Source organism: Flavobacterium sp. (assembly GCF_049318325.1).
Lineage (GTDB): Bacteria > Bacteroidota > Bacteroidia > Flavobacteriales > Flavobacteriaceae > Flavobacterium.
On record NZ_JBMOGQ010000059.1, the window covers coordinates 1 to 12,877 of the forward strand.

The 12,877-nt window shown below is 32.8% G+C and carries 13 protein-coding genes and 1 pseudogene; 6 read left to right on the forward strand and 8 right to left on the reverse strand.

Annotation, left to right across the window (positions count from 1 at the left end):
* The 5 genes and pseudogenes from ACOYLP_RS06820 to recF form a co-directional block, all read right to left on the reverse strand.
* A pseudogene (locus ACOYLP_RS06820) lies at window positions 1–235 on the reverse strand (hypothetical protein); the annotation flags it as partial.
* A gap of 72 nt (window positions 236–307) precedes the next feature.
* Window positions 308–1,375 carry a glycosyltransferase gene (locus tag ACOYLP_RS06825; RefSeq protein WP_422855434.1) on the reverse strand — a complete coding sequence of 356 codons (1,068 nt, stop codon included), beginning with the start codon at window positions 1,373–1,375 and terminating at the stop codon, window positions 308–310.
* 6 nt (window positions 1,376–1,381) lie between these two features.
* On the reverse strand, window positions 1,382–2,056 hold the full coding sequence (locus tag ACOYLP_RS06830; protein WP_422855435.1) for a DUF2461 domain-containing protein: 675 nt from the start codon (window positions 2,054–2,056) through the stop codon (window positions 1,382–1,384).
* Window positions 2,057–2,097: 41 nt separating this feature from the next.
* Complete coding sequence (locus tag ACOYLP_RS06835; RefSeq protein ID WP_422855436.1) at window positions 2,098–2,799, reverse strand: thioredoxin domain-containing protein; 702 nt, start codon at window positions 2,797–2,799, stop codon at window positions 2,098–2,100.
* A 39-nt stretch (window positions 2,800–2,838) separates the two neighbouring features.
* Window positions 2,839–3,918, reverse strand: a complete 1,080-nt coding sequence (gene recF, locus ACOYLP_RS06840; RefSeq protein WP_422855437.1) for a DNA replication/repair protein RecF — start codon at window positions 3,916–3,918, stop codon at window positions 2,839–2,841.
* A gap of 123 nt (window positions 3,919–4,041) precedes the next feature.
* Here recF and ACOYLP_RS06845 point away from each other — a divergent pair, with 123 nt between their 5' ends.
* From ACOYLP_RS06845 to ACOYLP_RS06870, 6 genes are all read left to right on the forward strand, one after another.
* Window positions 4,042–4,830 (forward strand): tetratricopeptide repeat protein, encoded by a 789-nt coding sequence (locus tag ACOYLP_RS06845; protein ID WP_422855438.1) that lies wholly within the window; start codon window positions 4,042–4,044, stop codon window positions 4,828–4,830.
* A gap of 70 nt (window positions 4,831–4,900) precedes the next feature.
* On the forward strand, window positions 4,901–5,395 hold the full coding sequence (gene ribH / locus ACOYLP_RS06850) for a 6,7-dimethyl-8-ribityllumazine synthase (protein ID WP_422855439.1): 495 nt from the start codon (window positions 4,901–4,903) through the stop codon (window positions 5,393–5,395).
* A 142-nt stretch (window positions 5,396–5,537) separates the two neighbouring features.
* On the forward strand, window positions 5,538–7,418 hold the full coding sequence (gene mutL / locus ACOYLP_RS06855) for a DNA mismatch repair endonuclease MutL (RefSeq protein WP_422855440.1): 1,881 nt from the start codon (window positions 5,538–5,540) through the stop codon (window positions 7,416–7,418).
* A complete protein-coding gene (locus ACOYLP_RS06860; protein ID WP_422855441.1) occupies window positions 7,415–8,173 on the forward strand; it encodes a rhomboid family intramembrane serine protease in 759 nt (252 codons plus the stop codon). Before mutL ends, ACOYLP_RS06860 begins: the two co-directional genes overlap by 4 nt.
* A gap of 2 nt (window positions 8,174–8,175) precedes the next feature.
* Entirely contained in the window at window positions 8,176–9,030 is an 855-nt protein-coding gene (locus ACOYLP_RS06865; RefSeq protein WP_422855442.1) for a rhomboid family intramembrane serine protease, read from the forward strand.
* A gap of 52 nt (window positions 9,031–9,082) precedes the next feature.
* The gene (locus ACOYLP_RS06870) at window positions 9,083–10,132 is read left to right on the forward strand and encodes an endonuclease/exonuclease/phosphatase family protein (RefSeq protein WP_422855443.1); all 1,050 of its coding nucleotides are present in this window, start codon (window positions 9,083–9,085) and stop codon (window positions 10,130–10,132) included.
* On the opposite strand, the gene ACOYLP_RS06875 is transcribed toward ACOYLP_RS06870, so the two are convergent.
* The 3 genes from ACOYLP_RS06875 to ACOYLP_RS06885 all read right to left on the reverse strand — a co-directional run.
* The gene (locus ACOYLP_RS06875) at window positions 10,133–10,747 is read right to left on the reverse strand and encodes a WbqC family protein (RefSeq protein WP_422855444.1); all 615 of its coding nucleotides are present in this window, start codon (window positions 10,745–10,747) and stop codon (window positions 10,133–10,135) included. It lies immediately after the preceding gene.
* Between the two features lie 102 nt (window positions 10,748–10,849).
* Window positions 10,850–12,403 carry a signal peptidase I gene (lepB, locus tag ACOYLP_RS06880; RefSeq protein WP_422855445.1) on the reverse strand — a complete coding sequence of 518 codons (1,554 nt, stop codon included), beginning with the start codon at window positions 12,401–12,403 and terminating at the stop codon, window positions 10,850–10,852.
* Window positions 12,404–12,477: 74 nt separating this feature from the next.
* Window positions 12,478–12,877: dihydrodipicolinate reductase C-terminal domain-containing protein (locus ACOYLP_RS06885; RefSeq protein WP_422855446.1), on the reverse strand; the 400-nt coding region annotated here is incomplete at its 5' end.

A 12,877-nucleotide genomic window follows, 5' to 3' on the forward strand; every position in this document is an offset into this window, starting at 1 on the left:
TGTCAGAACCCGATTTTAGATTGATTCCTTTGCTTTTTAATTCAGGATAAAAGGATTGATAATTATAGATTTCACCGTTAAAGACAATAATATATCTTCCGTTATCAGAAATAAAAGGTTGATGTCCTGCAGAAGATGTATCAATAATTGACAAACGTCTGTGACCTAATCCAATATTGTTGTTGATATAAATACCCTTATCATCTGGACCACGATGTTCCAGAACGTCCCTCATTTTAATCAGTTGATTTTGATCAACTTGTTTGTAATTTAAATGGAAAATTCCATTAATTCCACACATATTTCTCTAAAGAGTAGTAGATTTAATTTTAATTAAATCATGATAAGTAAATGCAATTTTTTTCATGTTGATTTTGTAGTTGGCATTTTTTTCTACAAATTTTCGATTTTCAACTATTGCTTTTTTTGTAAAATCAACATTCTTAAATGCCCACTCAATTTCTTCGGCTAAATTAAACTCATTTTCGATAGTAACAAGTATTCCGTTCTCTTTTTGTTTTATCCAGCTTCTGTTTCCTGGTAAATCACTTACAATAGGTAAACAGCCGCATGCCATAGCTTCAAAAAGTGATGCGGAGACACCTTCGGTTATGGGTGTACTTATATAAAAATTAGCTTGCTGTAAAAACTTTGGAATGTCATTGTTGTTAATACTTCCGATAAAATTAACCTCATTATCTATCTTTAACTCTTTTGCCAACCATATCAATTTTTTTAATTCTGTTCCGTCACCAATAATGGTTAGTTTAAAAGAAATATTTTTTTGCTTGACAATTGAAAATGCTTTCAAAATCAAATCGTGTTTATATTCTGGTTCCAAAGAACGAGTCACAACAGCATTTATCATAGTTCCATCTGAAGCATCATTAAATTGGAAAAAGTCTAAATTTATTCCCTTAGGCAAAATCATTACTTTTTCTATATCTACATTGCTTTCTTTCATATGTTCTGCTATAGAATTTCCCCAGGCATGAATTAAGTCTGCTTTTTTGAAAGCATAATTTTGAAGTCTTTTTTTAAAAATATAAAGCGGAGAATTCAAAGGCCATAAATCGGTAATACCCTGTTGCGCAATTGCCATTGGTTTTAAACCTGAAATGGCAGCTAAATAGCCATAACTCGTAGTTCGCTCTGCAATGACCATATCGGGATTATATTTTTTAACTATACTTTTAATGGTTAAAATCGCTTTGGCTAATTCAAAAAGTCTTATAATTCTGTTGAATCCATTACTACTTGTCTTTAGTTCCCAGGTGACGATTTCAAAGTCGCCAAATTCCTTCAGACCGTTTATCCAAGTAATTGCATCGGCACGATAGGTTTCTCCAAAAAATAAAATTCTTTTTTTTGACATTATGATTTATTCTTCGGTTTCCAGCGCACGGTTTAAAAAGTCATTCATCGGCTTTAAAACAATTAATTTTTCAGCTATGATTTTACTAAAATTTGGTTCAGAAAATAGTTTGTCATCAATCTTTTCTGAAGCAGTAAAACTTTTTAATTTCAAAAACTCAATAGCCGGATGATTTGGGTCGAAATCTTTAGGTGCTTTTTTCAGCGTGTTGTTTTTATCACGAGTAAGCGCACCAAACTCAGATTTAAATTTTTTATCATTGATAATTGCTTCTAAATCTTCATGAAAAAAGGCAATTTCTTTTCTGATGCGTTTTAATTCTTGTGGTTCTGGGCACCAAACACCACCTGCTATAAATGATTTTCCTTTTTCAAAATGGATATAATAGCCAGGACTATTTTTTGAGAATTTATTTTGCGTAAGCCATACACCCATATTGGTTTTATAAGGCGATTTGTCTTTTGAAAAACGAATATCGCGATTGATTCTGAAAGTACAGTTTTTAATTTCTAATGGCTCCAACGACTTGTCTAAAGGCTTCATTTCTGCCAAAATTGACGCTATATAATTGTGATAGTCTTTCTTATAATTTTCATACCTTTTCTTGTTGGCATGCATCCATTCGGTGTTATTATTGGCAACCAAATCTTCAAGAAATTGGAGGGCTTCTTTGGTAATCATGAAATCATTTTTTTATCTGTGATAATCTGTGCAATCTGTGTTTACAAATGTTTTTTTAAATCTTCCTCAGAAATATAGCCAATATTTCTCCAAACTTCTTTTCCTTTTTCATAAATAATTATGGTTGGCAAAGCATCTAATTTCAATTGTTCTACTATAGTTTTGTTTTCATCTGCATCCAATTGGACTATTTTGATCTTATCCTTCATTTCTGTTTGAAACTTCAAAATGTAGGGATTCATTTTTTTACAAGGTCCACACCATTTGGCATTGAAATCAATCATTACTCTATTACTTGATTTTATCAATTCGCTATATTCCTGGTCACATATACCAATGATTTTGTTACTTGGTATTGCATTGGCATTGTTTTCTGCATTCCATTTCATAATGCCGCCATTAAGATTATAGATTTCTTTGAAACCCAATTCGGCTAATTTATTTGCGGCTTGAGCACTTCTTCCACCAACTTTGCAATACACAAAAATTGGTTTTGATTTGTCATAGGAATTAACTTTGGCAACAAAGTCATCTCCGTTCCAGTTCACATTTTTTGCATTGCCTATATGATCAATACTATATTCTTTTGGAGTTCTAACGTCTAATAGCTGTGGGTTTTCATTAGTTTTTAGCTTTTCAGCAAATGATTTTGCATCTATAGTATTAACAGCACTGGAAGTTTGTCCGTTGCAACTTATAAACAGAATACTCAATAATAACAAGGAAATGAATTTTATTTTCATAATTTCAAATTTTAGCTAAAAATACAAATTTGATGAATACTAAAGATTAAAAATTTTATAACTCTGAAGGGTTGTTTTTACTATGTTTTCCGTACGTTCCGAATGCGTGTCTGAAATGAATAACTGGCCAAATTCTTCTTTATTTACCATTTCAATTATTTTGCTAACGCGAAACTCATCGAGCTTATCAAAAATATCGTCAAACAGTAAAATGGGTTTTTCACCACTTTGTTTTTTGACAAAATCAAATTGAGCTAATTTCAAGGCGATGAGAAATGATTTTTGTTGCCCTTGAGATCCAAATTTTTTAATCGGATAGTTATCAATTTCAAAAGATAAATCGTCTTTGTGAACGCCAACTGAAGTGTAGTGCAAAGCCCTGTCTTTACTTATATTTTCTTCCAATAAAGTTAAAGTGTCTTTTTCAAACAAATTACTTTGGTAAACCAATTGCACCGTTTCGGCCGAGTTGGTAATTTCACGATGGTAATTGTTAAAAATCGGAATAAAATCGATTAAGAACTTTTTTCGTTTCTCAAAAATAAACTCCCCAAGCGTATTGAGTTGTTCATTATAAATAGACAAAGTATCATTTTCAAAAACATGGTTCAGTGCAAAAAATTTCAACAAGGCATTGCGTTGACTGATGATTTTTTGATATTGAATTAGTTGTTGTAAATAAGAACTATCCAATTGTGAAATGACAGTATCTATAAATTTTCTTCGAGTTTCACTTCCTTCAATAATCAAATCACTATCAGCAGGTGAAATAATAACCAATGGAATAAAGCCGATGTGGTCGGAGAATTTTTCATAAACTTTGCCATTTCGTTTTAGGATTTTTTTTTGTCCTTTTTTCAAACTGCACAAAATTTGCTCGGTTCTCCCTTTTTTTTCAAATTCACCGTCTACCACAAAAAAATCTTCTCCGTGTTTGATGTTTTGTAAAGCCAATGGATTGAAATAACTTTTGCCGTTTGCCAAATGATAAATGGCATCAAGGATATTTGTTTTACCAATACCATTTTTACCCACGAAACAATTGATTTTGGAATCCAATTCGAAGTCGATTTCCGAAAAATTTTTATAATTGAGTAATGAAATTCGCTTTAAAAACAATTTTATTTTTGTTTGAAATTAATGTTCTAAACTTAGAAGGTGCAAATTATTCAAAAATATCGAGAAAAATAGCTTTCATTTATCAATAAAAATTTTATTTTTGCGCACACTAAATTAAAATAAATGGCAACTTTTAACAAAAGAGGATATAAAGAACCAAAACCAAAATCAGAAAAATTAGATAATAATTACATTGAAGATGTAAATGTTGATGTAAAAGACAGCGCAACAGCAAAAGCATTTGATACTTTAGATCAATCGGCTTCAAGAGCTGAAGATTTTGTAGCCAAAAATCAAAAATATATATTAGGATTTCTAACCATTGTTGCTTTAGCTACAGTTTCTTATTTATTATATCAGAAGTTTATTGCTGAGCCAAGTCAGGAAGAAGCAGCAAGTGAATTATTTGTAGCGCAACAAAACTTTCAAAAAGCGGTTGATGCTACTGGAACAAAAGCAGATTCTCTATATAATTTAGTTTTAAAAGGTTCAGAAGGTAAATTTGGAGTAGTGAAAATTGCTGATGAATATTCAGGAACAGACGCTGGGAATTTAGCTAATTATTATGCCGGTGTTGCTTATTTGAATACTAAAAAGTATGCTGAAGCAATTACTAGTTTAGAGAAATTCAAATCAGATGATATTATGTTAAGTACTATAGCAATTGGTGTAATTGGTGATGCATATGCACAACAAAACAAACAAAAAGAAGCTTTAGAATATTATATTAAAGCTGCTGATGCTAACAAAAACGAATTGACAAGACCAAGATATTTAATGAAAGCCGGTAAAACTGCATTGGTTTTAGGAAATAAAGCCGATGCTTTAAAATATTTCACCGATATCAAAGATAATTACGATACTGCTCCGGAAGCACAAACTATTGATGCTTTGATTGGTTTAGCGCAATAAATAATTACGAATTTCAAATTATGAATTACGAAAGTATCATGATTCGTAATTCCTAATTCCTAATTAAATTATGGCTACTGCAAACAAAAACTTATCTAATTACGATAAAAACACAATCCCAAACGCGAAAGACTTTCGGTTTGGGATTGTTGTTTCTGAATGGAACGATCATATTACAAATGGTTTATATAATGGCGCGGAAGCAGCCTTGTTAGATTGTGGAGCCAACTCGGAAAATATTATTCGTTGGAATGTTCCTGGAAGTTTTGAACTTGTTTATGGCGCAAAACGAATGATTGTTACACAGGAAGTTGATGTGGTGATTACCATTGGTTGCGTAATAAAAGGCGAAACCATGCATTTCGAATTTGTTTGCGATGGCGTAACACAAGGCATCAAGGATTTGAATGTACAAACTGATGTGCCGGTAATATTTTGTTTGTTGACCGATAACAACGAACAGCAATCTATTGATAGAAGTGGAGGCGTTCACGGAAACAAAGGAACCGAAGCTGCGATTGCGGCAATAAAAATGGCTGAGTTAAGAAGGAAATCAAATTTATAATATCCCTTTTTCAGTTTAAAATACTAACCTATTCCAATGAGAATAGGTTTTTTATTTTTAATAAATATTAGCTATAAATCCCAATACTTTTTCATTAAATTTGCATACTTTGGTTTTTACTTTTAAACCACAAATTGTATAAATGTCTAGCATAATTCAATTACTTCCCGATCATGTTGCCAACCAAATTGCCGCTGGTGAAGTAGTGCAAAGACCGGCTTCTGTGGTAAAAGAATTATTAGAAAATGCTGTTGATGCTAAAGCTACCGATATAAAACTCATTATTAAAGACGCTGGAAAATCATTAATTCAAGTTATTGATAATGGAGTTGGGATGAGCATTACTGATTCGCGCTTGTGTTTTGAACGTCATGCTACTTCAAAAATCCGTCATGCCGAAGATTTATTTTCGTTGCATACCAAAGGGTTTCGTGGAGAAGCTTTGGCTTCTATTGCTGCTATTGCCCATGTGGAAATGAAGACCAAACAGGAGCAGGATGAATTGGGAACGCACATCATTATTGAAGGCAGTAGGTTTGTTTCGCAGGAACCTTCTGTGTTGCCAAAAGGTACTTCGTTTTCGGTTAAGAATTTGTTTTTTAATATTCCCGCTCGACGTAATTTTTTGAAGTCGGATACAGTGGAACAGCGTTACATTGTTGATGAATTTCAGCGTGTTGCGATGGCGCATCCGAATATTCATTTTACGATGTATCACAACGGCAGTGATATGTTCAACCTGCCTATTTCGAATTTCAGACAACGCATTGTGAATATTTTTTCAGGCAAGACCAATGAAAAATTAGTTCCAGCAAAAGAAGAAACCGAAATCGTAAACCTTCACGGATTTATAGTTAAACCGGAATTTGCTAAGAAAAACAGAGGCGAACAATTCTTTTTTGTCAACAACCGATTTATCAAAAGCGGTTATCTTCATCATGCAGTCATGGCAGCATACGAAGGTTTACTTTTAGCTGGTGCGCAGCCAAGTTATTTTTTATATTTAGATGTACCGCCACATACGATAGATATCAATATTCATCCAACAAAAACCGAAATTAAGTTTGATGATGAACACGCTTTGTATGCCATTTTGCGCTCTTCAATTAAGCATAGTTTGGGGCAATTTAATGTAGCACCAATTTTGGATTTTGATAGAGATCCAAACTTAGACACACCTTATCAATACCAAAATAAAGAAGCCGAATATCCAAGTATTCAAGTTGACCGACAATACAATCCATTTTCAGATGACACCCGCGGCATAGCCGAAAACAGTGGAGTTAAGCCTAGTAAATCTTTTGCATTTTCTTCTAATTATAAAAAACCGGAAGCACAACCTAGTTGGGAAAGCCTTTATGTAGGTTTAAAGCAAGCGGGGCAAGACATAGCAGAGATGACGTTTGAAAATGATGCTGTGACTTCTTCGTTATTTGAAGAAAATGAAATTGAACAGGAAGTTAAAAGAACGTATCAAATACAAAAGAAGTACATTGTTAGCCCAATTAAATCGGGCATGGTTATTATTAATCAGAAGCGAGCGCACGAACGTGTATTATACGAAGAATTTTTGACCAATATGACCGTGCATCAGGCATCAAGTCAGCAAATGCTGTTTCCATTACAATTGTATTATTCGTCTACGGAAATTGAATTGATAGTCGAATTAAAATCCTCTTTAGAAAACACCGGATTTATTTTTGAAACAATTAACGAAGACAATGTGGTCATTTCAGGCTTGCCTGTCAATGTGACGGAAAGTGAAATTACTATTGTTTTGGATGAGTTATTGAGCGAATTGCAAGACGGAATTCCGGATAGTAGCTTTAGTCAAAATGATACCATTGCCAAATCTATGGCCAAAAGTTTGGCTGTAAAAACCGGAACCTATTTATCCGAAAAAGAACAAGAAAATTTGGTTCACAATCTTTTTGCCTGTAAAGAGCCGAATGTATCACCATTTCAAAAACCAACTTTCATCACTATGAGTGTGGAAGATTTAGATAAAAAATTCAGCGTATGATGCGAATGACCGATACTGTTAAACAGTTACTGATTATCAATATTATATTTTTTATAGGCTCACAAATTGTAGCCAACGCCTATCCATTGTTTTCCTTGTATTATCCTGAAAACCCAAACTTTAGGATTTGGCAACCCCTTACGAGTATGTTCATGCATGCACCAATGCCCAATTTAATGCATATTGTTTTTAATATGTTCGCTTTGGTTTCTTTTGGTACTGCTTTAGAACATTACTGGGGTGCCAAAAAATTCATTTTTTTTTATATTTCCTGCGGATTAGGAGCAGCATTATTGCATATAGTAGTTAATTATTTTACTTTCCATCATGTTTTAAATTTATTGGTTGAAAATGGTCAAGATAAAGCTGAGATTTTAAAAGTATTGGCTGAAGGTAAATATGATACAAACTGGCAAAATATAATTCCGTTGAGTGATTTTAATAGTTTTATGGGAAGTTATTTAGGAACGTCTGTTGGTGCTTCCGGAGCTATTTATGGGTTATTAACCGCGTTTGCTTTTATGTTTCCTATGGCTGAATTGGGGATTATGTTTATTCCAATTCCGATTAAAGCCAAATATTTTGTACCAGGAATTATTGCAATAGACTTGTTTTTAGGTTTCAAAGGAAGTTCGCTGTTTGGCGCAGGCGGAACCGGAATTGCTCATTTTGCTCACATTGGCGGTGCTTTAACAGGTTTCTTAATGATGTGGTTTTGGAAAAAAAATCAGTTTAATAGAAACCGTTGGGATTAATTATGAATAGTATTATTGAGGATTTAAAGTTTCAGTATAAAATAGGTGGCATTGCTAATAAAATGATTTATTGGAATGTTGGTATTTTTCTGTTGTCTATTCCTTTTTTTTACCAATTTAAGTCTGGTGTTTTTGATTTCCCTAATTGGTTAGCTATTTCATCAGAACCATTACTATTTTTAACAAGTCCATGGACATTGTTGACGTACGCTTTTTTCCATTATGGATTCCTGCATTTGTTTTTCAACATGATGGTTTTGAATTTTTCTAGCCGATTATTTCTAACCTTCTTTACCCAAAAACAGTATTTTGGGTTATACATTCTGAGTGCTATTTTTTCAGCATTGTGTTTTGTATTGAGTTTTTATTTTTTGCATCAAACTTCAAGCATGGTGGGCGCTTCAGCGGCAATAATGGCATTGTTGGTAGCAACAACAGCATACCAACCTTTGATGGAAATTCGATTGCTCTTAATTGGAAATGTCAAACTTTGGCACATTACAGCTATACTACTTTTATTGGATTTACTTCAAATTCAAATGAATAATACAGGTGGACACATAGCCCATTTGAGCGGAGCATTTTTTGGCTATATTTACATCAAACTCTTGCAAAACGGAACCGATATGAGTCGGATTGTAGATTCAATATTGAATCTGTTTAGTAAGCAGCAATCAACACCTTTCAAAAAAGTGCATGTAAATCCAAAAAAACCTGCTTCTAAAAGTGAAAGTAAGATTGTTATTAAAGATAAAACACAACAGCAATTGGACGAGATTTTAGATAAAATAAGCCAATCGGGTTATGATAGTTTGACAGCTGAAGAAAAAAAGTTTCTATTTAAGGCTGGGAAATAGTTTAATTTTTTGTTTATAGTTCTGTGTTTTTTAATTAGAAATTGGAAATTTTTTGAAAAAATTATCGTGGTTTAATAAAGTAGTATTTGGATTTAATATAGTCGTTACTGTATTGACTTTTATTGCTTATATTTTACCATTTTTAGCACCTAAAATGTTTCCGCTGCTTTCGGTGTTAACCTTGATTTTACCACTGTTTCTTATTCTAAATGCATTGTTTTTTACTTATTGGTTGCTACAATTAAAGCGGCAGGTTATCCTTTCCGGATTGGTGTTATTACTCGGAATTACGTTTATTAATAAGTTCTATAAATTTTCTTCCAATGATAGTGAAGCTTCCGAAAAAGATTTTACCGTCATGAGTTACAATGTTCGCTTGTTTAACTTGTTTGATTGGATTGATAATAATGATGTAGGCAACACGATCTTAAGTTTTATCAATGAACAAAATCCAGATATTTTATGTATACAGGAATATTCAGAAAATGCCAAAGTTGATTTAAGAGTTTACAAGTATAAAGCTATCTTTATGGAAGGCAATCAAATAAAGACTGGACAAGCTATTTTCTCCAAGTTTCCAATTTTTAATCAAGGCAATTTTAAAATTCCAGCAGCGGGAAACAATATCATTTATGCCGATATAAAAAGAGGAAAAGATACAATCAGAGTGTATAATATTCATTTGCAATCAATCAAAATTTCGCCTGATGTGAATGACATTTCAGAACACGTGGATTCGATCAATCAAAACAAATCTCAGCAAGTTTTCAACCGAATTCGCGATGCTTTTAAGAAGCAGGAGCAACAGGCCGAAATTTTAGTAAAGCATAAAAACGGTTGTAAATATCCAGTGATTATTTGTGGGGATATGAATAATAGTCCCTTTTCATACGTGTATCGTAATATTAAATCAGACTTAAATGATTGCTTTGAAGAATCGGGAAACGGTTTTGGGCAAACCTATAAATTCAAGTATTATCCTGCCCGAATTGACTATATTTTTGCCAGTAAAAAAATGAAAGTAAATAGTTTTACAACCTTTGCTCAATTTGAATACTCAGATCACTTTCCAGTGATGACACGGTTGAGTTTTATCGAGTAACTAAAGTTGTTGTTTCTTCAAATAGTCCAAAGCATATCTTCCTTCATTGAACAGTAAATCCAAAATCGAAAGGTTGTTCAGATAGCCATGCTTATCGCCGAAAACCTGAGTATAAGGTTCAAAAACCGAAGTGTCTTTTTTACCGTTGATTAGATTTCTATGGTCGATTTTGTCTGTTACTATATGAAAATATTCTATAGTTTCGTCATAATCAAATTCCAATCGCAAACACTTAGAAACAATTGCCATCGTTTCCATATTTAAATCCATCAAATAATTGTGTTTCTTTTGAAAAATAGGTAGTATGTCATCTTCAAAATATTCAAAGAAAGGCGAGGTCCTATAGGCAGCTTCCAAAGATTTGAAGTGTTGTTTTTGCCAATCAAAATCATTTTCAATTTTGACTTCCTTGATGCGTTGATGTCTTTCTTTGTTATGTTTAACCGGAACATTCAATAGCTGAATTCCATTTGGACTATAGATGTACATTCGGTTACGGTTGGTTTGTTTTTGAAAATTATCTTCCACTTCAAAAGTTACAATATCAGCTTCAGCAATCGCCACAAAATGGCTGATAGATGGAAAGTAGCTTGGATGGATGATTATATTGTTCATTTGGTTTAAGAAGTTTTAAAAGTAAAAATTCATAAAATCTGAAACCGACCGTTTGACTTTTTTACATTTTCAAATTTTCAAATCATCTAATTTTCAAATCGATTAAGCTTTAGCGTTTTTTCTCTTTTTCCAAAAATAATCGCCCACAAAATACAAAGCTAACAGTCCAAGAAAATATTTGAAATAGGATTGTGGTTGTCCGTCGCCACTAACAGTGGTAAATAATCTTTCCCAACGGATTTTGTTAATTCCTTTTCCATTAGAATCCCAGCTCATCCAAATGAAAACAGGTTTTCCTACGATGTGATCTTCCGGAACATATCCCCAATAGCGGCTGTCTTCAGAGTTATGACGATTGTCTCCCATCATCCAATAGTAGTTTTGTTTAAATGTATATGAGGTAACTTTTTTATCATTTATATAAATTTCATTACCCACAACTTTTAAATCATTCTTTTCATAAACTGATATGATTCTTTTATAAAAAGGAAGTGTTTTCAGATTTAAAGCCACTGTTTTTCCTGCTTGTGGAATGTAAATTGGACCAAAATTATCGCCATTCCAATTTGGATTGTGCGAGAAAATATTAGGCTCTCCTTGTTTGGCGACAATTTGTGTAACCGACTTAATTCCGGAAATACTTCTTAAAGTAGCTGCGCCGGCTTTGGTTAACGCTCTTAGATATAAAGTATCTCTTGCTTCTGATTTAAAACCTGCGCCATCTGTAGAGCCTACTTGATTTAATAAATATTCAAAATCAAGGTCCGGATTATTCATATCATAAGTTACTGCATAAGAATACTGAGTTTTCGCTCTCTCAGGTAAAATCAATTCTTTTCCATTAATGTAAACAGTGCCTTTCTTTATTTGTAAAGAATCCCCTGGAGTTCCTTGGCAACGTTTTACATAATTTGATTTTTTATCTACTGGTTTTAAAATACTTCTTCCTGAAGTATCAAAGAATTTATAAACAGTATCAGCCGGCCAGTTGAAAACTACAATGTCATTTTTTTCTACTTTTTGAAAACTGGGAAATCTGAAATAAGGCAATTGAGGCCAACTTAAATAGGATTTTGTTTTGATAATTGGCAATGTATCGTGTACCATTGGTGCAGCAACTGTTGTCATAGGTACTCTTGCTCCATAATGAAACTTACTCACAAAAAGAAAGTCTCCAATCAGTAATGATTTTTCTAAAGATGAAGTTGGAATGGTGTAGGGTTGCATCACATAAGTATGCACTAATGTCGCTACAACAATGGCAAAAAGTAAAGAACTTACAGTGTCTCTGGTTTTTGTTTTGGCAACCAAACTTCTGTCTGCAATGTATTTAACATCTTTTGTGTAACTGATATAATAAATATAAAAACCACAAGTGAGAATGCCTAACCAAGTGTCAATGGTTGAATTTTTACCAAAACTTCTCAAGGTTTCTATCCATACTACCGGAAACATTATCAAGTTGATAATTGGTATGAATAGGAGGAATGTCCACCAAGTTGGTCTGTTGATGATTTTCATCAAAACAATCGAATTGTAAACAGGGATAAAGGCTTCCCAAGATTTTCTTCCTGCATTTATGTATAATTTACAGGTTCCAAGACCATGAATGATTTGGATAAGCAGAAAAAATATAAACCAATGAAATAGAGACATGATGTTGAGTTTAAAAGTTTATGAGTGTATAAGTTTATTTATAATATAATTTGTTACATTTTTTCTTTATTCTATTATCTATTATCAATGTTTAAAACATCTTTCATAGAGAAAACACCTTTTTTACCAATGATCCATTCGGCAGCAATCACTGCGCCAAGAGCAAAGCCTTCACGGTTATGTGCTACATGCTTAATTTCAATAAAGTCAACATCTGAATTGTAATAAACACTATGTGTTCCAGGCACATCATCAATTCGTTTTACATCGATAAAAACATCATCTTCTTTTGGGTTTTCGATTGCCCAATTGTTTTTATCTGTATGATTGATGATTGCATTTGCTAATGAAATGGCAGTTCCGCTTGGTTTGTCCAATTTTTGGGTGTGATGGATTTCTTCCATTGAAACTTTGTAATCTTTAAACTTAGCCATCATCTTTGCCAGATGAACATTGAGTTCAAAAAAAATATTT